At 64.1% G+C, this 25,352-nt stretch carries 21 protein-coding genes; 15 read left to right on the top strand and 6 right to left on the bottom strand.

Annotated elements, in window-relative coordinates; all coding sequences use genetic code 11:
• Positions 1-56 precede the first annotated feature (56 nt).
• From uvrD to FHR27_RS21430, 4 genes are all read left to right on the top strand, one after another.
• Positions 57-2,258 carry a DNA helicase II gene (gene uvrD, locus FHR27_RS21445; protein ID WP_179539498.1) on the top strand — a complete coding sequence of 734 codons (2,202 nt, stop codon included), beginning with the start codon at positions 57-59 and terminating at the stop codon, positions 2,256-2,258.
• A gap of 113 nt (positions 2,259-2,371) precedes the next feature.
• Positions 2,372-3,469: a TRAP transporter substrate-binding protein gene (locus FHR27_RS21440; protein ID WP_042553412.1), complete on the top strand. Its 1,098-nt coding sequence runs from the start codon at positions 2,372-2,374 to the stop codon at positions 3,467-3,469.
• Positions 3,470-3,694: 225 nt separating this feature from the next.
• Entirely contained in the window at positions 3,695-4,552 is an 858-nt protein-coding gene (locus FHR27_RS21435) for a Tim44 domain-containing protein (RefSeq protein WP_042553413.1), read from the top strand.
• A 284-nt stretch (positions 4,553-4,836) separates the two neighbouring features.
• The gene (locus tag FHR27_RS21430) at positions 4,837-5,244 is read left to right on the top strand and encodes an SMI1/KNR4 family protein (RefSeq protein ID WP_042553414.1); all 408 of its coding nucleotides are present in this window, start codon (positions 4,837-4,839) and stop codon (positions 5,242-5,244) included.
• A gap of 159 nt (positions 5,245-5,403) precedes the next feature.
• Here the strand turns inward: FHR27_RS21430 and FHR27_RS21425 are convergent, their stop codons facing one another.
• Both FHR27_RS21425 and FHR27_RS21420 read right to left on the bottom strand, forming a co-directional pair.
• Positions 5,404-7,167, bottom strand: a complete 1,764-nt coding sequence (locus tag FHR27_RS21425) for a cation:proton antiporter (protein ID WP_042553415.1) — start codon at positions 7,165-7,167, stop codon at positions 5,404-5,406.
• Between the two features lie 581 nt (positions 7,168-7,748).
• Positions 7,749-8,480, bottom strand: a complete 732-nt coding sequence (locus tag FHR27_RS21420; protein ID WP_179539497.1) for a tetratricopeptide repeat protein — start codon at positions 8,478-8,480, stop codon at positions 7,749-7,751.
• A 153-nt stretch (positions 8,481-8,633) separates the two neighbouring features.
• Here FHR27_RS21420 and FHR27_RS21415 point away from each other — a divergent pair, with 153 nt between their 5' ends.
• From FHR27_RS21415 to FHR27_RS21390, 6 genes are all read left to right on the top strand, one after another.
• Positions 8,634-9,116 carry an acyl-CoA thioesterase gene (locus FHR27_RS21415; RefSeq protein ID WP_042553417.1) on the top strand — a complete coding sequence of 161 codons (483 nt, stop codon included), beginning with the start codon at positions 8,634-8,636 and terminating at the stop codon, positions 9,114-9,116.
• Between the two features lie 188 nt (positions 9,117-9,304).
• Positions 9,305-10,999 (top strand): YbaL family putative K(+) efflux transporter, encoded by a 1,695-nt coding sequence (ybaL, locus tag FHR27_RS21410; protein ID WP_042553418.1) that lies wholly within the window; start codon positions 9,305-9,307, stop codon positions 10,997-10,999.
• 844 nt (positions 11,000-11,843) lie between these two features.
• On the top strand, positions 11,844-12,278 hold the full coding sequence (locus FHR27_RS21405) for a DUF3301 domain-containing protein (protein ID WP_042553419.1): 435 nt from the start codon (positions 11,844-11,846) through the stop codon (positions 12,276-12,278).
• Positions 12,279-12,329: 51 nt separating this feature from the next.
• A complete protein-coding gene (locus FHR27_RS21400) occupies positions 12,330-14,093 on the top strand; it encodes a sensor histidine kinase (RefSeq protein ID WP_179539496.1) in 1,764 nt (587 codons plus the stop codon).
• Positions 14,090-15,439: a sigma-54-dependent transcriptional regulator gene (locus tag FHR27_RS21395; RefSeq protein WP_179539495.1), complete on the top strand. Its 1,350-nt coding sequence runs from the start codon at positions 14,090-14,092 to the stop codon at positions 15,437-15,439. The genes FHR27_RS21400 and FHR27_RS21395 overlap by 4 nt, the downstream gene beginning before the upstream one ends.
• Before the next feature lie 184 nt (positions 15,440-15,623).
• Entirely contained in the window at positions 15,624-16,928 is a 1,305-nt protein-coding gene (locus tag FHR27_RS21390; RefSeq protein ID WP_179539494.1) for an MFS transporter, read from the top strand.
• Between the two features lie 293 nt (positions 16,929-17,221).
• Here the strand turns inward: FHR27_RS21390 and FHR27_RS21385 are convergent, their stop codons facing one another.
• A complete protein-coding gene (locus tag FHR27_RS21385; protein WP_179539493.1) occupies positions 17,222-18,178 on the bottom strand; it encodes a CobW family GTP-binding protein in 957 nt (318 codons plus the stop codon).
• A 99-nt stretch (positions 18,179-18,277) separates the two neighbouring features.
• Here FHR27_RS21385 and FHR27_RS21380 point away from each other — a divergent pair, with 99 nt between their 5' ends.
• Positions 18,278-18,631 carry a hypothetical protein gene (locus FHR27_RS21380; RefSeq protein ID WP_042553424.1) on the top strand — a complete coding sequence of 118 codons (354 nt, stop codon included), beginning with the start codon at positions 18,278-18,280 and terminating at the stop codon, positions 18,629-18,631.
• A gap of 131 nt (positions 18,632-18,762) precedes the next feature.
• Here the strand turns inward: FHR27_RS21380 and FHR27_RS21375 are convergent, their stop codons facing one another.
• The 3 genes from FHR27_RS21375 to dksA are packed head-to-tail and all read right to left on the bottom strand — an operon-like array spanning position 18,763 to position 21,039.
• A complete protein-coding gene (locus tag FHR27_RS21375) occupies positions 18,763-19,410 on the bottom strand; it encodes a DUF1826 domain-containing protein (RefSeq protein WP_042553425.1) in 648 nt (215 codons plus the stop codon).
• Positions 19,407-20,609 carry a zinc metallochaperone GTPase ZigA gene (gene zigA / locus FHR27_RS21370; protein ID WP_042553426.1) on the bottom strand — a complete coding sequence of 401 codons (1,203 nt, stop codon included), beginning with the start codon at positions 20,607-20,609 and terminating at the stop codon, positions 19,407-19,409. The genes FHR27_RS21375 and zigA overlap by 4 nt, the downstream gene beginning before the upstream one ends.
• 25 nt (positions 20,610-20,634) lie before the next feature.
• Complete coding sequence (dksA, locus tag FHR27_RS21365; RefSeq protein WP_042553427.1) at positions 20,635-21,039, bottom strand: RNA polymerase-binding protein DksA; 405 nt, start codon at positions 21,037-21,039, stop codon at positions 20,635-20,637.
• A gap of 82 nt (positions 21,040-21,121) precedes the next feature.
• On the opposite strand from dksA, the gene folE2 reads away from it, so the two are divergent.
• The 4 genes from folE2 to FHR27_RS21345 all read left to right on the top strand — a co-directional run bounded on the left by folE2 (position 21,122) and on the right by FHR27_RS21345 (position 25,349).
• Complete coding sequence (folE2, locus tag FHR27_RS21360; protein WP_179539492.1) at positions 21,122-22,018, top strand: GTP cyclohydrolase FolE2; 897 nt, start codon at positions 21,122-21,124, stop codon at positions 22,016-22,018.
• A 415-nt stretch (positions 22,019-22,433) separates the two neighbouring features.
• Positions 22,434-23,024 (top strand): amino acid synthesis family protein, encoded by a 591-nt coding sequence (locus FHR27_RS21355; protein ID WP_179539491.1) that lies wholly within the window; start codon positions 22,434-22,436, stop codon positions 23,022-23,024.
• Between the two features lie 13 nt (positions 23,025-23,037).
• Entirely contained in the window at positions 23,038-23,871 is an 834-nt protein-coding gene (locus FHR27_RS21350) for an alpha/beta fold hydrolase (protein ID WP_179539490.1), read from the top strand.
• Positions 23,868-25,349 (top strand): aldehyde dehydrogenase, encoded by a 1,482-nt coding sequence (locus FHR27_RS21345; RefSeq protein ID WP_042553431.1) that lies wholly within the window; start codon positions 23,868-23,870, stop codon positions 25,347-25,349. The genes FHR27_RS21350 and FHR27_RS21345 overlap by 4 nt, the downstream gene beginning before the upstream one ends.
• Positions 25,350-25,352: the final 3 nt, after the last annotated feature.

Below are 25,352 nucleotides of genomic sequence, written 5' to 3'. Positions count from 1 at the left end.
GCCCCATCCGGCCAAGAGCGCTTGTGATGACGTGCCTACCCCCCTAGAATGCCGCGATGCAAAATGACCTCGATCAGCGACTCACATCCCTCAATCCAGCCCAGCACCATGCGGTCACCACACCGCCTGGCCATCAGTTGGTGCTGGCCGGTGCCGGCTCAGGCAAGACGCGCGTGCTGGTGCATCGCATCGCGTTCCTGATCCAGCGGCTGGACGTCTCGCCCCACAGCATCCTGTCGGTGACCTTCACCAACAAGGCCGCCGCCGAGATGCGTCATCGCATCGAAGAAGTGCTTGGGCAGAGCCCGGCCGGCATGTGGGTGGGGACCTTCCACGGTCTCGCGCACCGCCTGCTGCGTGCCCACTGGCGTGAGGCCGGGCTGGCCGAGAACTTCCAGATTCTCGACTCCGACGACCAGCAACGGCTGGTCAAACGGGTGATCCGCGAACTGGGCCTGGATGAGCAGCGCTGGCCGCCGAAACAGGCGCAGTGGTTCATCAACGGGCAGAAGGACGAAGGCATTCGCCCGCAGGGCATCCAGGCCAGCGGCGATCTGTTCCTGGCGACCATGCGCGGCATCTACGAGGCCTATGAAGCAGCCTGCGCCCGCGCCGGGGTCATCGATTTCGCCGAGCTGCTGCTGCGCGCCCTGGATCTGTGGCGCAACAATGCGGGCCTGCTGGAGCATTACCAGCGCCGTTTCCGGCACATTCTGGTGGACGAGTTCCAGGACACCAACGCCGTGCAGTACGCCTGGCTGCGCATCCTCGCCATGGGCGGCGAAAGCCTCATGGTGGTGGGTGACGACGACCAGTCCATCTATGGCTGGCGCGGCGCGAAGATCGAGAACATCCAGCAGTTCGACAGCGATTTCGCCGGTGCCGAGATCATCCGCCTGGAGCAGAACTACCGCTCCACGGCGAACATCCTCAATGCCGCCAACGCGCTGATCGCCAACAATCAGGGGCGCCTGGGCAAGGAGTTGCGCACCGATGTCGGCGACGGTGAACTGATCAGCCTGTACGCCGCCTTCAACGAGCACGACGAAGCCCGCTACGTGGTCGAAACCATCGAGGATGCCTTGCGCAAGGAAGGCCTCAAGCGCAGCGAGATCGCCATTCTCTATCGCTCCAACGCCCAGTCGCGGGTGCTGGAAGAGGCCCTGCTGCGCGAGAAGATTCCCTACCGCATCTACGGTGGCCAGCGCTTCTTCGAACGCGCCGAAATCAAGAACGCCATGGCCTATCTGCGCCTGATCCACCAGCGCGGCAACGACGCGGCACTGGAGCGGGTGATCAACGTACCGGCCCGTGGCATTGGCGAGAAGACGGTGGAAACCCTGCGCCAGTTCGCACGGGCCAACGAGCTGTCGATGTGGGCCGCACTGCACGAGGCGGTGGGTACCAAGGTCATCGGCGGGCGCGCCGCCAGTGCCCTGAATGCCTTCGTCGAACTGGTCGATACCCTGGCCCTGAAGGTCGAGGGCATGCAGCTGCACAGCATGGCGCAGCTGGTCATCGAGCAGTCCGGCCTGCTGGCCTATCACCGCGACGAGAAGGGTGAGAAGGCCCAGGCTCGGGTGGAAAACCTCGAGGAACTGGTCTCCGCCGCTCGCGCCTTCGACTCCTACGAGGGTGAGGAAGGTGACGAGGAGCAGACACCGCTGGCCGCCTTCCTCGGCCACGCCTCGCTGGAAGCCGGCGATACCCAGGCCGCCGAGAACGAAGACAGCATCCAGCTGATGACCCTGCACAGCGCCAAGGGCCTGGAGTTCCCACGGGTATTCCTGGTTGGCATGGAAGAAGGCCTGTTCCCCCACAAGATGAGCCTGGAAGAACCCGGCCGTCTCGAAGAGGAGCGCCGCCTGGCCTATGTCGGCATCACCCGGGCCATGCACAATCTGGTGATCAGCTACGCGGAAACCCGCCGCCTGTACGGCAACGAGACCTACAACAAGGTGTCGCGCTTCGTGCGCGAGGTGCCTGCGCAGTTGCTGCAGGAAGTGCGTCTGTCGAACAGCGTCAGCCGCCCCTACGGCAGCGGCAGCCGCAGCATGAGCGGCAGCAGCCTGTTCGCCGGCAGTTCGGTACCGGACACGCCGTTCAGCCTTGGCCAGCACGTGCAGCATTCGCTGTTCGGCGAAGGCACCATCCTCAACTTCGAGGGTTCGGGGCCCCAGGCACGGGTGCAGGTGAACTTCGAAAGCGAAGGCACCAAGTGGCTGATGCTGGCCTACGCCAAGCTGGAAGCGTTGTAAGAGCCGGCGACAAGCGGGCTGTGCAGCAAGACAAGGCGTGCTGGCCGTAACGGCCGGCGCCCGATAATAAAAGCAATCTGGGCACGCTGCTCGACACCTCAAGGGAGAACACGATGAACCGCCGTAACCTGTTCGGCGCCGCTGTGGCGCTGCTCGCTGCCATCGGCCTGGCCGGCTGCAAGGAAGACACCCCAGCGGCCGGGCAAAGCGCTGCCGCCGCGAAAGCCGAGACCTTCCACTGGAAGATGGTCACCTCCTGGCCGAAGAACTACCCGGGCCTGGGTACTGGCGCCGAGCGTCTGGCCGAACGCATCAATGCCATGAGCGCCGGGCGCCTGACCGTCAAGGTGTACGCCGCCGGTGAGCTGGTGCCGGCCCTGGAAGTGTTCGATGCAGTGTCCCGCGGCACCGCCGAAATGGGCCACGGCACGCCGTACTACTGGAAAGGCAAGGTTCCGGCGGCGCAGTTCTTCTCCTCGGTGCCGTTCGGCCTGTCGACCCTGGAAATGAATGCCTGGCTGAGCAAGGGCGGCGGTCAGGCCCTGTGGGACGAGACCTACGCACCCTATGGCGTGAAACCGCTGTCGGCGGGTAACACCACCATGCAGATGGGCGGCTGGTACAACAAGGAAATCAACTCCCTGGACGACATCAAGGGCCTGAAGATCCGCATGCCGGGCCTGGGTGGCGAAGTCTGGACCAAACTCGGCGCGATCACCGTCAACCTGCCCGGCGGCGAGATCTTCACCGCCCTGCAAACCCACGTGATCGATGCTACCGACTGGGTCAGCCCCTACAACGACCTGGCCTTCGGTCTGCACAAGGCAGCCAAGTACTACTACTTCCCGGGCTGGCAGGAACCGCAGGCCGTGGTCGAGTCCATGGTCAACCAGAAGGCCTTCGACAGCCTGCCTGCCGACCTGCAGGCCATCGTGGTCGAAGCCGCCCGCGCCGCGACGCTGGACATGATGGACGACTACGTCTTCCACAACGCCAAATCGCTGGCTCAGTTGAAGGAACAGGGCGTGGCGATCAAGCGCTTCCCCGATGAAGTGCTGGCGGCGATGAAGCGTGAGTCGCAGACCGTGCTCGAAGACCTGGCAGGCCAGAACGACCTCAACGGCCGCATCTGGAAATCCATGAAGACCTTCCAGGACGAAGCCACGCCGATGGGCGCCGTGACCGAGCAGGAGCTCTACAACTGGCGTTGAGGCAGCTAGCTGGCCCCAACGCGGGCTGGCTTGCCAGGCGTCGATGAGCGGCGCTGATACGCGATACCGTGAATGAAACGGAACCTGCGGGTTCCGTTTTACGTCCACCCTTGCAGCGCCAGTCGCTGCGCTGGGCAAAAGCTCGAAACATTCTGTTGCTGGTCATGCCGACCAGCCACGGGCAAGATGCTCGTCAGTGTTTCAATAACCAAGAGAAAACCGATAATGCAGCGTTTCCTCAGTATTGCCCTGGTAGTTTGTCTGGGCCTGTCCTTTAGCTTGACTGCCGACGCCAAGCGTATGGGCGGTGGCAAATCCTTCGGCTCCGCGCCGAGCCACCAGACTCGCCAAGCCACACCTCCATCCCAGCCCAACGCCAACGCAGCTGCACCTGGCCGTACTCCGGCTGCCGCCAGTGGTGCTTCGCGCTGGCTCGGCCCGCTGGCTGGCCTGGCCGCCGGTGGCCTGCTGGCTTCGATGTTCATGGGTGACGGCTTCGAAGGCCTGCAGATCATGGACATGCTGATCTTCGGCCTGATCGCCTTCCTGTTGTTCCGCTTCCTGGCCGCTCGTCGCCAGAAGCAGCAGCCGAACGTAGCGGCTGCCGGTGGCGCTCCCTTCCAGCGTGAAGCCCATGGCCAGCCGCAGCCGGCTCAGCCGTCGATCTTCGGTGGTAGCAGCGCTGCTGCGATCAAGCCGGTGATCAACGCACCGGCCTGGTTCAACGAGCAGAGCTTCATCAATGCTGGTCGCGAGCACTTCCTGAGCCTGCAACAGCACTGGGACGCGAACGAGATGGACAAGATCGCCGAGTTCGTGACCCCGCAACTGCTGGAGTTCCTCAAGCGCGAGCGCGCCGATCTGGGTGATGGCTTCCAGTCCACCTACATCGACAACCTCGACGTGCAGCTGGACGGTGTCGACGACCACGCCGACAAGACCATCGCCACCCTGACCTTCAGCGGTGTATCGAAGACCTCGCGCTTCGACCAGGGCGAAGTCTTCAGCGAAAGCTGGCGCCTCGAGCGCGCGACTGGCGACAACCAGCCCTGGCTGGTGGCCGGTATCCGCCAGAACGGCTGATCCCACGCGTGACGACAAAACCCGGGCTTGCCCGGGTTTTGTGTTTTTCGCCCCCGGACTTTGGAACCTGTGCGGCGTCGCCCGGTCAGTGGCAGCGAGGCCCATGCAATTGCCACATTCCGACCGACATGGCGTTTTGCCTTTTTGCGACTTGTGACTATTTTCCATTCAGCGTAAAAAGCTGCGCTATTGCAGAAGCATCCAACCGACGACAGCCGTTCGAGCGCTCGTGCGTTGCGTGCTTTCCAAACCCCGAGAATCGCCGACCTCTACTGGAGCCGCCCGTGGAAGAAGTCATCGAACAACTGCGTGAACTGAACGAACCGGTGCCGGTACCTCTGGAGCTGCCGGAAGAAGAACTGCTGGTGGAGATCGAGGAACAGATCCTCATCAACCTGCCATTCGAGCTGCGCGAATTCCTGCTCAAGGTCAGCGACGTGGTCTATGGTCGCCTGGAGCCGGTCACGGTCACCGACCCGCAGTCGCACACCTACCTGCCGGAAGTGGCCTCGGTCGCCTGGTCACTGGGGGTCTCCCGTGAGCTGGTGCCGATCTGCGAAGACAACGGCAATTACTACTGCGTCGAACAGGACGGTACCGTGCTGCTGTGGGATGGCGAAGAAGAAGACCTCACCGACGACAGCTGGGACTCGGTATGGCATTGGGTACGTGAAGTCTGGCTGGAGGAGTGAACCGCAGGCGTTCAACAATCACGGCCCTGGGTATCGCTGCGCTCAACGCCAGGCTAAGGGTAGCGAGCGGCTCTCGGTAGCGCGGGTCAAGCGCAGTGAGTCCCGGGAAAATCCTGGACGACGGATACAAGAAGGGCGCCTATTGGCGCCCTTGTCGTTTCAGTGATGCCCGGGGGTCTCGGGCTTGTCGAGCGTTTCGAACAGGGCGATCTGCAGGCGCGTGTGCACGCGGATGAACCAGCGCCACAGCACGGCCACCACACCGGCGGCGACGACACCGACCAGCAGCAGCATGTCGTTGGACGGCAGGATGCTCGACGACAGCGCGGTCAGCAGCACCATGATGCCGACCAGCGAGAGCAGCGGAATCACCTCGGAAATCACCTTGCGCACCCGTGCCGTATGACGACCGGCCTTCTCCTGGCGCACGCCCATCTCGGCGAGCAGCATGGAGAGCGCCTTGATCTTGCGGTACGCCGCGATCAGGCACGGCAGCGACAGGATCAGCGCCGCGCCCCAGATCACCGCCTTGCGCAGGTTCTCCTGATCGAGCCACTGGGCCAGCCAGGCGCCGATCTGCGTGGCGAAGAAGGCGATGCCGAGGAAGATCGCCACCACGAACGCCAGGTTGACCAGCACCTGCAGGACGATCTTGCGGATCATCCCCGCCAGGATCGCGCCCTGGCCTTGCGGCTGAATGCTGCGCAGCCACTCGCCATACAGCGAGAACACCCGCGATACGCGCTGCGGCATGACCTTGCCCAGGCTCACCGCCAGGGGATCGGCCGAGCGGATCAGGTACGGCGTGGTCAGGGTGGTGATCACCGATACCGCCACCGCTACCGGGTAGAGGAAGTCGCTGGTCACCTGCAGGGTCATGCCCAGGGTGGCGATGATGAAAGAGAACTCACCGATCTGCGACAGGCCCATACCTACGCGCAAGGAGGTACGCCCGTCGTTGCCGGCAATGAAGGAGCCCACGCTGCACGAGACCACCTTGCCGACGATCACGGCCACGGTGATCACCGCGATCGGCCAGGCGTATTCGACCAGCACATTGGGGTCGAGCAGCAGGCCGATGGCAACGAAGAAGATCGCACTGAACATGTCGCGCACCGGTTCGACCAGGCGCTCGATCTGCACCAGCTGACGCGACTCGGCCATGATCGCGCCGATCAGGAAGGCGCCCAGCACCATGCTGTATTCGAGCTTGACCACCAGCAGGCAGAAACCGAAACACATGCCCAGCACTGCCACCAACAGCATCTCGTTGCTTTCGAACTTGGCCACGTAAGCGAGGATGCGCGGCACCAGAATGATACCGATGACCAAGGCGACGATCATGAACAGCGACAGCTTGCCGACGGTGGCGAACACCTCGCCGGTTTCCACGCTACCGCTCAGGGCGATACCGGACAGCAGCGCGATGATGCCGATACCGAGGATGTCCTCGACGATCAGCACGCCGAAGATCAATTGTGCGAAGCGCTCGTTCTTCATCTTCAGGTCGCCGAGCGCCTTGATGATGATGGTCGTCGAAGAAATCGCCAGGATCGCGCCGAGGAACAGCGAATCCATGGTGCTCCAGCCGAAATAGCGGCCGATCTCGAAACCGATCCAGATCATCAGGATGATTTCCAGGAACGCCGCGATGAAGGCCGTGGCACCGACGTTGAACAACTTGCGCAGGCTGAACTCCAGCCCCAGGCAGAACATCAGGAAAATCACCCCCAGTTCGGCGAGGGTGCGAATGGTCTCTTCATCGTGGATCAGGCCGAACGGCGGCGTATGCGGGCCGATCAGGAAGCCGGCGAGGATGTAACCGAGCACCACCGGCTGCTTGAAGCGGTGGAACAGTACGGTGACCACGCCGGCCACCAGCATGATCACCGCTAGATCCTGGATGAAGCTGATGGCATGCATGAGGAAACTGCTCCTTGTTTTGGGGCAGGCACAAGCGAGCTCGGGCGGCTGCTCGATGGCTCACGTGAGCCTGCTGAAGAATGGGGGTCATTGGCCCGTTGCTGGGCGACTTTGACCGCAGGTTAACATCCGAGCCGTACCCGCCGCGACGTGGCAATATTCAGAAACATTTGCCACAAAGCGCACGGCACATGCGGTCCCGCTGGTACTGCAGAAAGACGCCCGACGCCGTTTCCAGGTCACCGCCCCTGCATCGGCCGGAGCGATTCACTGGCATCGAGCACGCCCCCACGCGCCCCTGGAGCGACTGCACAGGACCGTCAGCCACCGCTCGGAATCTGCCGCCAGTTGAGGGGGCAAGCCATGAGCTCTCTGGGAGCGTCGGCCTCGGTGCGATGCCGCGCCCACTTCATGAACCAAACCTTTCACTGATCGGCATGACGCGCGGCAGCCAGCTTGCTGGTGATGGTGGCAGGGTCAACCAGCACAGCTCCGCGGCGTACAGGGAATGCGGCGAGCCTTCTCCGGTAGCCTGGGCCGAGCGCCGCGATACCCAGGGCACCATTCTGCGCAGTTGCCGATCAGCGTTCCTGCTGCTGCGGCTCGGCGCTCACCTTCAGATAGTCACCCGCCACACTGATGCCCGCGCCGCCGTATTGCTGGCATTGCGGGTCGAAGACTTCCAGCACGCGCATATCCAGCCCTTCGTGAAACAGCTCCACGGCGCAGCCTCTGGGCAGGTCGGCTGCGGTCAGCAGGAAATAGGCTTTCTCGCCTTGCAACGCGCCCTGCAGATTACCGATGGCAGCAGGGCCGTACTCTTCGACCTTGCCGCCGGCACGCAGCGGGGAGAAGGATGCACGGTAGCTGCCGTCCGGCTGGCGGGTGATGTCCAGGCTGCTCCACACCGCTGCTCCGGCATAGCGCAGATAGCGCCCCTCCAGGCTGGCGCCGAGGGCCTGGTAGTTCAGCGCGGCGGACACCGAACGCAGGTTGTGGCGAGTGGCCGTGCCCTGCATGCCGTCGTCCAGTGCCAGGTTCAACCAGGCCCTTGCCTGGCCCGGCTGCTGGAGACGCAGACTGGTCACGACCAGATTGTTCAGCGCCAGCTCGCGGGCGGCCGCGTCGTCAGCCTGTTCGGCGCGTCGCAATTGGCGCTCGAAGGCGTCTGCAGCCTCATCGTAACGTCCGGCCTGATAGGCTGCGGTACCGGCCGAGTTGCACAGGCTGACGCTGTCACAGGGCTGTGGCGCGGCATGGGCCGCGACGGAGAACAGTGGCAGCAGGGCAAAGGAAAGAAGAGTGCGCTTCATGTGTCTTCCTTGTTGATGGATGAGTGGCCATGGCTCTGAGAGTGAATTGCCCTTACATACGTTGCAGCAATCGAGTACATAGACACAATCGACCACCCAGCGCCTGACGCATCGCGGACAATCGCGCCCTTTCAACCTGATGAGCCAGACACTATGGAACCCGGAAACGCCCAACTGACGATGACCGTTCTGATGACCCCGGACATGGCCAACTTTTCCGGCAATGTACACGGCGGCACACTGCTCAAGTACCTCGACGAAGTGGCCTATGCCTGCGCCAGCCGCTATGCCGGTCGCTACGTGGTGACCCTGTCGGTGGACCAGGTGACCTTTCGCGAACCGGTGCACGTCGGCGAGCTGGTGACCTTTCTGGCCTCGGTCAACTACACCGGCCGCACCTCCATGGAAGTCGGTATCAAGGTGGTCACCGAAAACATCCGCGAGCGCTCGGTGCGTCATACCAACAGTTGCTTCTTCACCATGGTGGCGGTCGACGAAAACGGCAAATCCACCGAAGTACCGCCCCGTCAACCGCAGACCTCGGAGGAACAGCGCCGTTTCGAACAGGGCCACCAGCGCCGCGAGATCCGCCAGGAGCTGGAAAATCGCTACCGAGCGCTCAAAGGCGAGGGATGACGAGGTCTACAGCACTGCGAAGAGCAAGAGACACATTTTGTATAAAGACCTTTTAGTTATAAACAGTATTTTAATATAAACTATCGGTCTTTACGGTCGGGCAATCCGACCTCGGCCGCTACGCTGTTCTGCGCTGTATCCCCCTGCAGTGCAGGCATGCCGGGCCCTTCTGTTCATAGGGAGAACGCATGCCTCACCACACACCTCTGATTGCGACAATCGCCGCCGGCTTCGTGCTGGCCTACCTGTTCGGCAGCCTGGCCAACCGCCTGCGCCTGTCGCCACTGGTAGGCTATCTGCTCGCTGGCGTAATCGTCGGCCCTTTCACACCCGGCTTCGTTGCCGACAAGGAGCTGTCCCACGAAATCTCCGAGATCGGCGTCATCCTGCTGATGTTCGGCGTGGGCCTGCACTTCTCTCTGAAAGACCTGATGTCGGTCAAACACATCGCCATTCCTGGTGCCGTGGTACAGATCGCCGTGGCCACGGCAATGGGCATGGGCCTGTCCTGGGCGATGGGCTGGGGCTGGGGCGCCGGCCTGGTGTTCGGCCTGGCGCTGTCGGTGGCCAGTACCGTGGTGCTGCTGCGCGCGCTCGAGGAACGCCAACTGATCGATACCCGCCGCGGCAAGATCGCCGTGGGCTGGCTGATCGTCGAAGATCTGGTGATGGTCCTGGCCCTGGTACTGCTGCCGGCACTGTCCGGTGTGCTCGGTGGCATTCCCCAGGGCGACGGATCCAGCAGCATCGGCATGCAGTTGCTGATCACCCTCGGCAAGGTCACCGCCTTCGTCGCGCTGATGGTCGTGGTCGGGCGCCGGGTCATTCCCTGGCTGCTGGAGCGCAGCGCCGGTACCGGTTCGCGGGAGTTGTTCACCCTGGCCGTGCTGGCCATCGCCATGGGCATCGCCTACGGCTCGGCGCAGCTGTTCGGGGTGTCCTTCGCCCTTGGCGCCTTCTTCGCCGGGATGATCCTCAACGAGTCGGAGTACAGCCACAAGGCCGCCGAAGATTCGCTGCCGCTGCGCGACGCCTTTGCCGTGCTGTTCTTTGTGTCGGTGGGCATGCTGTTCAATCCGGCGATCCTGCTCGAGCAGCCACTGCTGGTCCTGGGCACCTTCCTGGTCATCGTGCTCGGCAAATCCCTGGCGGCGATGCTCATCGTGCTGGCGTTCCGCAAACCGCTGAGCACGGCGCTGACCATCTCGGTGAGCCTGGCGCAGATCGGTGAGTTCTCGTTCATCCTGATCGGCCTGGGCATCGGCCTGAATCTGGTGCCGGAAGCGGGCCGCGATCTGGTGCTGGCCGGCGCGATCCTGTCGATCCTCTGCAACCCGCTGCTGTTCCTGCTGATCGACCGCCTGCAGCCATGGCTGGATCGCCGCGAGCACACCACGCCGGCCGATCAGGTCAGCGCTGCGGACAGCGAAGACAATGACCTGCACCCGATCAGCGAAGTCGGCCACGCCATTCTCATCGGTCATGGCCGGGTAGGCAGCCGCATCAGCAAGCGCCTGCGTGGCGAGGGCGTGCCGCTGGTGATCATCGACGACAACCGAACCCGCGCCCAGGAACTGCGTGAAGAAGGCTTCAGCGTGGTGCTCGGTAACGCCGCGAGCACCCACGTGCTGGAACTGGCCAACGTCGCCCAGGCGCGCTGGCTGATGATCGCCATCCCCAACAGCCTGGAGGCCGGGCAGATCGCTCTGCATGGCCGTCAGGCGAATGCCGGGCTGGACATCATCGCCCGCGCTCACTTCGACGATGAAGTCGACTACCTGCGCGAACACAACGCCGACCTGGTGGTGATGGGCGAACGGGAAATCGCCCGGGTGATGTTCGAGCGCCTGGGGCTGCAAGCACCGGCGCCAATCGCACAGTAGGTCGGCGATTGGTGGCCGTGCCGCCATTTTGCAGAATGGCGGCTAGTGCATCGCCCGCAAGCGGGCTCCTACAGGGCTCTGAATTCCACGCGATGGCATCGGAGCCGGGGGCGTCTAGCCCTTGCCGGCGATTGGTGGCCGTGCCGCCATTTTGCAGGACGGCCGCTAGTGCATCGCCCGCAAGCGGGCTCCTACAGGGCTCTGGTATCCATGCGGTCGCGTAGGAGCCGGGGCCGCCTAGCTCTTGCCGGCGATTGGTGGCCGTGCCGCCATTTTGCAGAATGGCCGCTAGTGCATCGCCCGCAAGCGGGCTCCTACGGGGCTCTGGTATCCATGCGGTCGCGTAGGAGCCGGGGGGCGCCTAGCCCTTGCCGGCGATTGGTGGCCATGCCGCCATTTTGCAGAATGGCGGCTAGTGCATCGCCCGCAAGCGGGCTCCTACAGGGCTCTGAATTCCACGCGATGGCATCGGAGCCGGGGGCGTCTAGCCCTTGCCGGCGATTGGTGGCCGTGCCGCCATTTTGCAGAATGGCCGCTAGTGCATCGCCCGCAAGCGGGCTCCTACGGGGCTCTGGTATCCATGCGGTCGCGTAGGAGCCGGGGCCGCCTAGCCCTTGCCGGCGATTGGTGGCCGTGCCGCCATTTGCAGAACGGCCGCTAGTGTATCGCCCGCAAGCGGGCTCCTACAGGGCTCTGGGGTCCATGCGGTCGTGCTTGTAATGGCAGCTCTCTGCACCGAAAAATGAGGCCATTGGCACAGCGCGATGAATCCGCCGATTCGTGGGCGGCAACTGTCACGGTAGATCGGGTAAGCTGAGCGCTCACTGTCCCGAGCCCGTGCACCATGTTGACCCTCGGCAACCTCTTCATCCTGATGCTTCTGGCCGCTGCGGCCGCCTGGCTGTGGCATGGCCACGGCATTCGCGAGCGTGCACTGACCCTGGTCAAGCAGCACTGCGCCAAGCTGGATATCGAGCTGCTCGATGGCAACGTCGCCTTCCAGCGTTTCGGCATCGTTCGCGATGGCAGTGGCAACCGCCGCTTCGCCCGGGTCTATGGCTTCGAGTTCACGGTCACCGGCGAACAGCGCCATGGCGGACGCATCGTCATGTTCGGCGCGCGCCTGGGCAGTATCGAGCTGGATCCCTATCCGTTCCGCGAACCACCGGCAGCACTGCCGCCGACACCCGCACCCGCACCCGCACCCGCACCACGGCAGTCTGGCCAGGTGATCGAGCTGCAGCAATGGCGCCGCGACCACCCCACTTCGCGGGACTGATTAGGCGCTGTGCTATCGTCGGTCGCTCCCCGGTCCGGCTGATCCGTTTTCATGTCTTCCCGCTCTCTGCGCGTTGCCCTGCTGACTGCCTTGTTGCTGGCGGGCCTGTGCCTGTCCGCCTACCTGGCGGAGCGCCAGGCCGAACGCCATCGCCTCGCTGATGCCGGGCAACAGGCCCAGGAGCAACTGGCTGCCTACGCCGGCGCGCTGCAGACGCTGATCGACCGCTACCGCGCCTTGCCAGCGGTACTGGCGCTCGACCCCGAGCTGAAGGAAGCCCTGCAAAGCCCGCTCACGCCGATGCTGCAGCATCGCCTGAATCTCAAGCTGGAAGCCACCAATACGGCCGCACATTCCTCGACACTGCAGGTGATGAATGCCGATGGGCTGAGCATCGCCGCCAGCAATTGGCGACTGCCGACCAGCTATGTGGGTCATGACTACAGCTTCCGTCCGTACTTCAGCGAGTCGCGTAGCCAGGATACCGGGCGCTTTTATGCGGTGGGCGTGACCAGCGGCATCCCCGGGTACTTTCTGTCCCACGCGGTACGCGATGACAGTGGGCGGTTTCTCGGCACCGTGGTGGTCAAGCTGGAATTCCCCAGTATCGAGCAGGCCTGGAGCCAGAGTCCCCACGTGCTGTTGGTCAGCGACCGTCAGGGCATCAGTTTTATCGCCAACCGACCCGCCTGGCGCTACCGCGAGCTGCGACCGATCTCCGCAGGTGTGCGTGAAACGCTCGCCACTACCCGTCAGTACGACAAGAAACCCCTGGCGCCCTTGAATTACCGCCAACGCCAATCCCTGGCCGATGAGGGCCGCCTGGTACGCATCGACAGCCCGGAACTGGCCGGCGACTACCTGTGGGAAACCCGCGCCCTGGCAAGCGAGGGCTGGACGCTGCACCTGCTACGCGACACCCGCAGCATCGCCGACAGCACCCACACAGCCAGCCTGGCGGCCGGTGGTGCATGGCTGGCGCTGGTTCTGCTCGGCCTGGTGGTGCATCAACGCTGGCGCATCGCCCGCCTGCGTCAGCGTGCCAGTGACGACCTGCAGGCGTTGGTCGAACAGCGCACCGCAGCGCTGCGTACCGCCCAGGATGGCCTGGTACAGGCCGCCAAACTCGCCGCTCTGGGGCAGATGTCCGCCGCCCTGGCCCACGAGATCAATCAGCCATTGACCGCCCTGCAGGTGCACCTTGGCACCTTGCGCATGATCCTCGCGGATGGCGAACTGGAGGAAGCGCGCCAGTCTCTGGTCCGCCACGAAGAATTGCTGCAGCGCATGGCGGCGCTGGCTGGCCACCTGAAAACCTACGCCCGCAAGAGCCCCGGCGGCTTGCGCGAAACCCTCGAGCTGGGCGCCGTGCTCGACAAAGCCCTGCAACTCTTGGAGCCACGCCTGCGCGACGTCGAGGTACAGATCCAGCGCACGCCGGAGCAGCCGGCCTGGGTCGCCGGCGACGCGATACGCCTGGAACAGGTGCTGGTCAATCTGATCCGCAACGCCCTCGATGCGATGCAGCAGAGCCCGGCTCCACGCCTGGCATTCGAACTGACGCTCACGGACGATCACTGGTCGCTGCATATCGACGACAGCGGCGCGGGTATCGATGCCGAGGCCTTGCCGCAGTTGTTCGATCCATTCTTCACCACCAAACCGGTGGGCGATGGCCTGGGCCTCGGCCTGGCGGTGTCCTACGCCATCGTGCGTGAACTGGACGGCGACCTGCTGGCCACCAATCGTCCCGAGGGCGGCGCCCGTTTCACCCTGCGCCTGCCCGCTGCCACCGCCCCACAGGAGTTCGCATGACACCCAGCGTGATTTTCGTCGATGACGAGGCGCCCATCCGCGAAGCCGTGCGCCAATGGCTCGAACGCTCAGGCTTTCAGGTGCACCTGTGCGCCAGCGCCCGGGAGTGCCTGGAGCTGCTGCCCGAGGACTTTCCCGGCGTGGTGATCAGCGACCTGCGCATGCCGGGGATGGATGGCATGGCGCTGCTCGAACAGGTACAGGCGCGCGATGCGGAACTGCCGTTCCTGCTGGTGTCCGCCCATGGCGACGTGCCCCAGGCCGTGGAAGCCATGCGCCTGGGCGCCTACGATTTCATCGAGAAACCCTTCACCCCGGAACGCCTGCTCGGCAGCCTGCGTCGCGCGCTGGAAAAGCGCCGCCTGACCCAGGAAAACCGCCAGTTGCGCCAGCAGGTCGAGCACAAGGACGAGCTGGCTGGTCGCCTGCTCGGCTTCTCCGCGGCCATGGTGCAGTTGCGACGTCAGGTGCTCGAACTGGCGCACACGCCGGCCAACGTGCTGATGCGTGGCGAAACCGGCAGCGGCAAGGAGCTGGTCGCCCGCTGCCTGCACGACTTCGGGCCACGGGCCAAGGGCCCCTTCGTCGCGCTCAATTGTGCGGCGATCCCGGAGAACCTCTTCGAGAGCGAGCTGTTCGGCCATGAGAGCGGTGCCTTCACCGGCGCCCAGGGCAAGCGTATCGGCAAGATCGAACACGCCAACGGCGGCACCCTGTTCCTCGACGAAATCGAAAGCATGCCCCTGGGCCAGCAGGTCAAACTGCTGCGCGTACTGCAGGAGCGCCAGCTCGAACGGCTCGGCTCCAATCAGGTGATCGCCCTCGACCTGCGCGTGGTGACCGCTACCAAGCCGGATCTGCATGAGCGCGTGCGCGACGGCCAATTCCGCCAGGATCTGCTGTACCGCCTCAATGTCGCCGAGCTGCAGCTACCGGCATTGCGCGAGCGCCGCGAGGACGTGCCCATGCTGTTCGAACACCATGCCAGGCAGATCGCCGAGCGCTTCGGGCGCCCGCTGCCGGCAGTCACTCCGGCACTGCTCGCCCATCTGCTGGCTCACGACTGGCCGGGCAACGTACGCGAGCTGGTCAACGCCGCCGAGCGTCACGTGCTGGCGCTGTCCGGCTCCGGCAACCCGCCTGCCGCTGTGGATAACTCGCTCAGCGCGCGCATGGAGAACTTCGAGGCGCAATGCCTGCGCGAGGCCCTGGCCAGCTGCCACGGCGACATGAAGCTGGTCACCGAGCTGCTGCAACTGCCGCGGCGCACGCTGAACGAAAAGATGCAGCGCCATGGCCTGCTGCGCACGGATTTTCTCGACAGTGACGCGCCCAGCGCGAGCTGAACCGCCTGGCAAGATTCCGCCAACCAACCTGCGGCACTAGCAGATTTCCGCTAGCAACCACCTTCTTGATTTCGTCATAACGCCCACAGGGCGGGGCTTTCAGCGGCTGGCACAGCTTCTGCAATGGCCCAGCCAGCGCCTGCACTGGCGTACAAGAATAATGACGAGATCGAGGTTCCCTCTGATGGAAAGCACCAGCACGCTGTCTGCCCCCGCGCAAACGCGCACCACGTCCCAACGCATCAAGTCCATTTTCAGCGGCTCGGTCGGCAACCTCGTCGAATGGTACGACTGGTATGTCTACGCCGCCTTCTCGCTGTACTTCGCCAAGGCCTTCTTCCCACAGGGCGACATGACCGCCCAGTTGCTCAACACCGCTGCGATCTTCGCCGTCGGCTTTCTGATGCGCCCCATCGGTGGCTGGCTGATGGGCATCTACGCCGACCGCAAGGGCCGCAAGGCTGCACTTATGGCCTCGGTGCTGCTGATGTGCTTCGGTTCGCTGATCATCGCCCTGACCCCCAGCTATGAAACCATCGGCGTTGCCGCGCCGGTGCTGCTGGTGATCGCACGGCTGCTGCAGGGCCTGTCGGTCGGTGGCGAATATGGCACCTCGGCCACCTACCTGTCGGAGATGGCCACCAAGGAACGCCGCGGCTTCTTCTCCAGCTTCCAGTACGTGACGCTGATCTCCGGCCAGCTCATCGCCCTGGCGGTGCTGATCGTCCTGCAGCAGACGCTGACCGTCGAGCAGCTAGAAAGCTGGGGTTGGCGTGTGCCGTTCGTGATTGGTGCGTTGTGCGCGGTGGTCGCCATGTACCTGCGTCGCGGCATGGAGGAAACTGACTCGTTCAAGAAGACCGAGGCGCCGAAGGAAAACATCATGCGCACCCTGCTGCGCCATCCCAAGGAATTGCTCACTGTGGTCGGCCTGACCATGGGCGGGACCCTGGCCTTCTACACCTACACCACCTACATGCAGAAATACTTGGTCAATACCGTGGGCATGAGCAAGAACGACTCGACCATGATCTCGGCCGCCACGCTGTTCCTGTTCATGCTGCTGCAACCGCTGGTGGGCGCGCTGTCCGACAAGATCGGCCGGCGCCCGATCCTGATCGCCTTCGGGGTACTGGGCACGCTGTTCACCTACCCGATCCTCACCACGCTGCATACGGTGCAGAGCTGGTGGGGCGCGTTCTTCCTGATCATGGCGGCGCTGATCATCGTCAGTGGTTACACCTCGATCAACGCGGTGGTGAAGGCCGAGCTGTTCCCCACCGAGATCCGCGCCCTGGGCGTCGGCCTGCCCTACGCGCTGACCGTGTCGATCTTCGGCGGCACCGCCGAATACGTGGCGCTGTGGTTCAAGAGCGTGGGCATGGAGAGCGGCTTCTACTGGTACGTGACCGGTTGCATCGCCTGCTCGCTGCTGGTGTACATCACCATGAAGGACACCCGCACCCACTCGCGGATCACCACGGACTAGCCTGCCAGGCCGGGCGCCCTGAGCGGCGCCCTTCTTAGAACCTGTTCACGATCTTTCGGATCCGCTTCAGCGCTTTGACTGCAAAGTGGCGATAGCAGCCGTTCGGTTTGGTGGGCTGAAGCCCACCCTACAGCTGAATGGTGGGAGTAGAAGCTCGGTCTACATTCTGTGGGAGCGGGCCATGCCCGCGAAAAAATCGCGGGCATGGCCCGCTCCCACAGGTACTGCACCGATGACCGCTATCGCCTTGTAGCAGGCTCTTTATGCCGCCCAAAAAGATCGTCAACAGGCTCTTACAGTCGGCAGGCCGCCATGCCGGCCCGCAGCGTCGCCTCGTTCTGAGCGCCGGCGAAGATCAGCTCCAGCCGCGAATCCTTGCGCCACTCGCTGTTCTGCCAGTGCAGCGCCTGCCCCTCCAGGGCATTGACCGACAGCCAGCCGGCATTGGTCTGCACCACCAGCTTGGCGCGCCGCCATGGCAGCGACGTCAGCCACTGCTGCACCCGCAGCAGGTCGAAACGCTGACTGGGGTGCCAGCGCCAACCGATGCTCCAGCCCTCGGGCTGATCCTGAACCAGGCAGATCGGCTCCTCGGCTCTACGCCAGACGGTGACAGCAGGTAGCGGGCCGTCCGGCAAGCAGCGGCCATCGGTCACGGTGGCCACTGCGTCAGCCAATGGCAGACGGTCGAACGGCAACAGACCCTGGCTGGTCCAGTACAGTGCATGCGGCAGGCTTCGCGCGATGCGCGCACGGCTCGCCTCATCGACCTCTTCGCTCTTGTTCAGCACCAGCAGCCCGGCATGGGGCAAAGCGTCACGCTGGTTGTCGGCGAGCGGCCGATCGGCAGCCAGCGCGGCGGCATCGAGCACCATCAGCAGCGGCTGCACCGCCAGCACGCCTTCCCAGGGCGCCTGGCCCAGCTGCTCCAGCAGACTCGAGGGATGCCCCAACCCGGATGGCTCGATGAACAGGCGATCCGGTCTGGCCTTGCGCAACAGTCGACCGAGACCGACCTGAAAAGGCACGCCATTCACACAGCACAGGCAGCCACCGGCCACCTCGCTGAAACTCAGGCCATCCTCGTCACGGCTGAGCAGCGCGGCATCCAGACCGATCTGTCCGAACTCGTTGATCAGCACTGCCCAGCGCTCGTGCGCAGGCCGCTGGGCCAGCAACTGGCGAATCAGGCTGGTCTTGCCAGCGCCCAGTGGGCCGGCGATCAGGTGGGTAGGTATCTGTTTCAGCATGGCGCCATGGTGCCGGTTAGGTGGCCCGAGGAAAAGCTCGGCTTGCGGTAACCTCGCCACAGACTCTACAGTTCTGCATCATTTTCTGGAGTTGGGTCGATGCGCCGTTTGCTGCCTCTGGTGTTGTGTAGTCTCTCCGGCCTGGCCTGGGGCGAAGCCTGTGTGGTGCACAGCCAGGCCGAGCGCCTGGACGTGAAGGTCTGCCAGCAGAACCGCAGCATCCCGCCCAACCTGTTTCGCACCGGTTTCTGCCAGCCGCAGCTCAAGGGCCAGAAGGTCGATGTCAGCTTCGTCGAGCAGTGCCCCACCGGTGCCTTTGGCGTTTGCCGCAACGCCAAGGTGGGCGGCACGCCCTACCAGCAGGACGTTCACTACTACGGGGTAGCCAACGACGCCGCCTACCTCAAGCCATTCTGCGAACAGCAAAGCAAAGGCGTTTGGATGGCCTACTGAGCCGTCATCCAATCGTCATCCACGTGGGTCTTAATACAGTCTCTCTTCGCAGCCGGTCAGGCACTGGCTGCTCTATCGCTGCGCCTGGGCGCAGCTTTTTTTTGCCTGCCGTTCGAGCAGTCGCTGCCGCGTCACGCCAGCCAGTCCAGAGTCAGCAACAAACGCCGCTCTCCTGCCGGCAACGCTGGCGAGCGATGCACCAGACCTCGGCCTTCGTTGCCGATCCAGCGCTCGCCCTTGAGCAGCGCGACATGACCGCAGCCAATCTGCTCGACCACGGCATTGTCCGCCGGCAGCGCCTGGGGGCCACCGAGTTGCTGACGTGATACCGCGCCTTCACGCAGCCACTGACTGCCGGGGCCGGCGTAGCTGGTGATCAGCCGCAACGGCACACGGTCGACGTGGAAACGCGGGCACATGGCACCATCCAGCGCGCGCAGGCGCAAACCGATGCTGCGGGCGTCGAGCAGGCAGGCGTAGGCGCGGATCAGCCAGGCCACGTCGGCGAGAAACGCCGCCTGGCCGGGAATATCGCTGTAGCCGGCGAGCAAGCCGGGCAACGCGGGCTCGGCATCGGCGTCGCTCAGGTCGATGCTCAGCGATTGCGCCAGGGGCTCCCCCTGGGCCAGCAAGGTGCTGGCGAAGCCGGACAGGTGGTCCGGCAGCCTGCGCTGCCAGACCGCCAGATTGACCTCGTCACGCAACGCCTCGCCAAGCACGTCGATCTCTTCACCGCAAACCTGTTGCGGCATCACACGGGGTTTGAACGCCAGGATCATGCGGCCTCCTGCCAGGGTCCGAAAGGATCGGGCAACAGCCGCCAGGCCTCGGTGCCGGCAGCCATTTCCTCGTCGCTGAGCAGGCAGTCGTCCAGCTCCGCGTGTAGCAGCGCAAAGTCGATGTTCTGGCCGATGAATACCAGCTCCTGACGGCAATCACCGCTGGCGGCGTCCCACTGGCGGATGATGCCCTTGAGGCCATCTTCATCCTGGGGCCACTGGCTCTTCGGCACGAAGCGCCACCAGCGCCCGGCCAGGCCGTGGCGCATCAGGCCACCGGCCTGGGACCAGCTGCCGGCCTCCTGATACTTGCTGGCCAGCCAAAAGAACCCCTTGGAGCGCAGCAGCCTGCCGTTGCTCCACTCGCGGCTGAGAAAATCGAAGAAACGCTGGGGATGAAACGGCCGGCGCGCCCGATAGGCACTGGAGGCGATGCCATACTCTTCGGTTTCCGGTACGTGCTCACCGCGTAGTTCCTTCAGCCAGCCCGGCGACTCGGCGGCACGTTCGAAGTCGAACAGGCCGGTGTCGAGGATCGCCTTCAGCGGTACCGCGCCCATGCTCATCGGCAGAATCTCGGCGCGGGTATTGAGGCCGCGCAGGATGGCAGTCAGCTCTTCGCGCTCGGCCTGGCTGATCAGGTCGATCTTGCTGATCAGCAGCACATCGGCGAACTCGATCTGTTCGATCAGCAGGTCACTGATCGAGCGTTCGTCGTCCTCGCCAAGGGTCTCGCCACGGCTGGCCAGGCTCTGGGCAGCCTGGAAGTCAGGCAGGAAATTCACTCCGTCGACCACCGTGACCAGGGTATCCAGCCGCGCCAGATCGGCCAGGCTCTGACCCTGCTCGTCGCGAAAGGTGAAGGTTTCGGCGATCGGCAATGGTTCGGAAATGCCGGTGGACTCGATCAGCAGGTAATCGAAGCGTCCGTCGCGGGCCAGCTTGCTGACTTCCTCGAGCAGGTCCTCGCGCAGGGTGCAGCAGATGCAGCCGTTGCTCATCTCGACGAGCTTCTCTTCGGCGCGGTTGAGGCTGACATCGCGCTGCACCTCGCTGCCATCGATGTTGATTTCACTCATGTCGTTGACGATCACCGCGACGCGCAGGCCGTCGCGATTCTTCAGCACATGATTGAGCAGGGTGCTCTTGCCGGCGCCGAGAAAGCCGGAAAGCACGGTAACGGGAAGACGGTCGGGCATGGTGGGTTCCTCATCAGCATCAGGTTCACAGGTCACGTTGATGGCGTTCGCGCTGTTCTTCGCGCTCTTTCGCCTCGATACACAGGCTGGCCGTGGGGCGCAGCAGCAAACGACGCAGGCCGATCGGCTCGCCGGTTTCGCGGCACCAGCCGTACTCGCCGCGCGCCAGGCGCTCGAGGGCCTGGTCGATCTTGTCGAGCAACTTCTTTTCCCGCTCCAGCAGGCGCATCTGCCATTGGTGCTGCTCTTCGCGGCTGGCGATGTCGGCCTCGTCAGCGGGCCGCTCCTGCTCGCGCAGCGCGCCGAATTCATCGTCGATGCGTTGCTGCAATTCCTCACGCTGACGGATCAGCAGATCCCGGAAGAAACCCTGTTGGGCTTCGTTCATGTAGTCCTGGGGCGGCAGGGCAAGCAGTTCATCGGCGGTCATGGCGGGCTCACTGGGTTAACTTTAAGTGTTATAACATAACATTTAAAGCCAAATCGTCATGCACGCCAAGCAAGGGTGATCAATGAACCTCCAGACAAACCTGCCCGATATCGCCGCACAGCGCAGTGCCAACTCCGCCACCACCCTCGACTGGGTCGGTATGCGCGGCATCGCTCTGCCCGTGCGGATAGGGGAACAGGCCATCAGCGCGCGAATCGATGCCGGCGTGAGCCTGGACGACGGCCAGACACGCGGTATCCACATGTCACGCCTGTATCTGGCGCTGGCCCACTTGCAGCGTGAACCGCTGTCGCCCGCCTCGTTGCGCCAGGTGCTGCAACGCTTCCTGGACAGCCACCAGGGTCTGTCGCTATGCGCTCATCTGGATCTGCGCGGCGAGTGGCTGATCGAGCGGCCAGCACTGGTCAGCCCACTGTCCGGCTACAAGGCCTATCCGCTGACCATCCGCTCGCATCTCGACCCGGGTGGTTTTCATCTGGAGCTGGGTTTGCAGGTGAATTACTCCTCGACCTGCCCCTGCTCGGCGGCCCTGGCGCGGCAACTGATCCAGCAGCGCTTCAGCGACGACTTCGCCGAGCGCACGCCGGATTTCGAGCAGATGCATGCCTGGCTGGGCAGCAGTTCCGGCATCGTCGCCACACCGCACAGCCAACGCAGCGATGCACAGATTCGGATTCGCCTGGAGAGCGATGCTGACGCCCTGCCCTTCATCGAATTGCTCGAGCGCTCGGAGGCTGCCCTGGGCACCGCCGTGCAGACCGCCGTCAAACGCGCTGACGAACAGGCCTTTGCCCTGGCCAACGGCCAGAATCTGATGTTCTGCGAGGACGCCGCCCGCCGCCTGCATGAGGCGGTCCTGGCGATGTCCGGCGTCGGCGGTTTGCACATCCAGGTCACCCATGCCGAAAGCCTGCATGCCCATGACGCCGTGGCCTGCGCCAGCCACAACTGGCGCTGAGACACACGGGGACGCCTGGCCAGGACACTGCGCGTCCGCTGCACCTCCAGTGAAGCAATCGTGGCCCGGGCGCAGAACGCCCCGGGCTGGGTTACCACGCAGCCCGTGGCAACCATCGAGACCACCGCACTGATCGTTCCTCACGCTCCCCGTGGGAACGCCTCGCCAGGACGCTGCGCGTTCGATGCACCTCCCGCGAAGTGACAGCGGAGCGCGCCAAGCTGGAGTACCACGCAGAGCGGGGGGACGATCCAGCTTTTGCAATTCATAACTGCCTCAAACAACCATTTTTAGTCCGCTGGCGCTGTCCCTGATTGCTGCCAAGGCGGCGCTGTGCCTGACGTTCAGAGAGGCTTGCATATTGTGTATTCTGGTATACCATAATACTCAACACCACCCAGCCAAAGGAGCTGTCATGAGTTTCGAGATTCGCAAGATCGTCAGCTATGTAGAAGAAACCCTGATCGAAGGCGGCAAGGCCACCGACAAGCCGGTCACCATGGTCGGACTGGCCGTCGTGATCAAGAACCCCTGGGTTGGCAACGGCTTCGTCGAAGACCTCAAACCCGTGATCAAGGCCAACTGCTCCGAGCTGGGTGAACTGATGGTCGCGCGCCTGACCGCCGCCATCGGCGGTGCCGACAAGATCGAAGCCTATGGCAAGGCTGCCGTGGTCGGTGCCGATGGTGAAATCGAGCACGCCTCGGCCGTTATCCACACCCTGCGCTTCGGCAATCACTACCGCGAAGCGGTGAACGCCAAGAGCTACCTGAGCTTCACCAACAAGCGCGGTGGCCCGGGCACTTCGATCCAGATTCCGATGATGCACAAGGACGACGAAGGCCTGCGCTCGCACTACATCACCCTGGAAATGCAGATCGAAGATGCACCGCGTGCCGACGAAATCGTCGTGGTACTGGGTGCCGCCAACGGTGGCCGCCTGCATCCGCGTATCGGTAACCGTTACATCGATCTGGAAGAACTGGCCGCCGAGAAGGCGCAGTGATCGGGAGCAGGCCATGATTCGGCATCTCGCTGAACGCACCCCCGCCGGCACCAGTTACCGGGTGATCGGCCAGGGCCAGCCCGTGGTGTTGATCCACGGTGTCGGCCTGACCAAGGACATGTGGGGCGGCCAGGTGGTTGGCCTGGCCCAGCATTTCCAGGTCATCGTCTATGACATGCTCGGCCACGGCGACAGCCCACGACCGGCAGCGGACACCGACCTGGCCGGTTACGCCGACCAGTTGCGTGAACTGCTCGATCACCTCGGCCAGCAGCAAGCCACGGTGATCGGTTTCTCCATGGGCGGCCTGGTGGCTCGCGCCTTCGCGCTGCACTACCCGCAGCGCATCGCCGCCCTGGTGGTACTCAACAGCGTGTTCAACCGCAGCCCCGAGCAACGTGCAGGCGTCATCGAGCGCACTGCCCAGGCCGCCGAACATGGCCCTGACGCCAATGCCGAAGCGGCGCTGTCACGCTGGTTCAGCCGTGAATACCAGGCGGCCAACCCGGCGCAGATCACCGCCATCCGCCAGACCCTGGCCGGCAACGATGCCCAGGGCTACCTGACCACCTATACGCTGTTCGCCACCCAGGACATGTATCGGGCCGACGATCTGGCCGAGATCCGCGTGCCGACCCTGATCGCCACCGGCGAGCTCGATCCGGGCTCGACACCGCAGATGGCCGAACAGCTGGCGCGCTGCATTCCAGGTGCCAGGGCCGTGGTACTGGCCGAACAACGGCATATGATGCCCGTGGAATCGCCGCGCCTGGTCAACCAGATGCTGCTGGAATTCCTCAGAGAGGCCAGCCAGCTGCAGAACACCGCAAAGGGGATCGTCGCATGACACTCGCACGCTATCAGATGTGCATTGACGGCCAGTGGGTCGACGCGCAGTCCGGCAAGACCTTCGAGAGCCTCGACCCGGCGCGCGCTGAGGCCTGGGCGGTGCTCCCGGATGCCGCCGGCGAAGACGTCGAGCGCGCCGTGCAGGCCGCTCAGGCAGCGTTCGACAACCCGGCCTGGCGCAACCTGAGCGCCACTGCACGGGGCAAACTGCTGCGTCGTCTCGGCGACCTGATCGCCGAGAACAAGGAAGCCCTGGCCCAGCTGGAAAGCCGCGACAACGGCAAGCTGATCCGCGAAACCCGTGGCCAGGTCGGCTACCTGCCGGAGTTCTTCCACTACACCGCGGGCCTGGCCGACAAGCTCGAAGGCGGCACCCTGCCCCTCGACAAGCCAGACATGTTCGCCTACACCACCCACGAGCCGATTGGCGTGGTAGCCGGGATCATTCCCTGGAACAGCCCGCTGTACCTGACTGCCATCAAGCTCGCGCCAGCCCTGGCAGCGGGCAACACCATCGTGCTCAAGCCCTCGGAGCATGCCTCGGCGACCATCCTCGAACTGGCTCGCCTGGCACTCGAAGCGGGTTTCCCGGCCGGCGTGGTCAACGTGGTCACCGGCTACGGGCCGACCACCGGAGCGGCGCTGACCAGTCACCCGCTGGTACGCAAGATCGCCTTCACCGGCGGCGCCGCCACCGCACGCCATGTGGTGCGTGCCAGTGCGGAGAACTTCGCCAAGCTGTCACTGGAACTGGGCGGCAAGTCGCCGAACATCATCTTCGCCGACGCCGATCTCGACAGCGCCGTGAACGGCGTGGTCGCCGGCATCTACGCCGCCTCCGGGCAGAGTTGCGTGGCCGGGTCGCGGCTGCTGGTGCAGGACAGCATCTACGACGAATTCGTCGAACGCCTGGTCGAACGCGCCAAGCGCATCCGCATCGGCAACCCGCAGGACGACGCCAGCGAGATGGGCCCCATGGCCACCGCTCAGCAACTGGCCGTGGTCGAGCGTCTGGTCGCCACTGCCGTCGCCGAAGGCGCGACGTTGCGCCTGGGTGGCAAACGCCCTCAGGTCGACGGCGAAGGCTGGTATTACGAGCCGACCCTGTTCGAGTGCGACGACCACTCGATGACCATCATGCAGGAAGAAGTCTTCGGCCCGGTGGCCTCGGTGATCCGCTTCAAGGACGAGGCCGAAGCGCTGGCCATGGCCAACGACTCGCAGTTCGGCCTTGCCGCCGGCATCTGGACCCGCGACCTAGGCCGCGCCCATCGACTGGCCAAGGGCGTGCGATCAGGCATCATATGGGTCAACACCTACCGTGCCGTATCGGCCATGGCGCCGATCGGTGGTTTCAAGAACAGCGGCTACGGCCGTGAAAGCGGCATCGACTCGGTACTCGCCTACACCGAACTGAAAACGGTGTGGATCAACCTGTCGCAAGCGCCGATGCCCGACCCGTTCGTGATGCGCTGAGCG

Origin of the sequence: Pseudomonas flavescens, assembly GCF_013408425.1 — a bacterium.
GTDB lineage: Bacteria > Pseudomonadota > Gammaproteobacteria > Pseudomonadales > Pseudomonadaceae > Aquipseudomonas > Aquipseudomonas fulva_A.
Note: the sequence above shows the minus strand (reverse complement) of the source record. Positions and strands in the feature narration are given on the sequence as shown.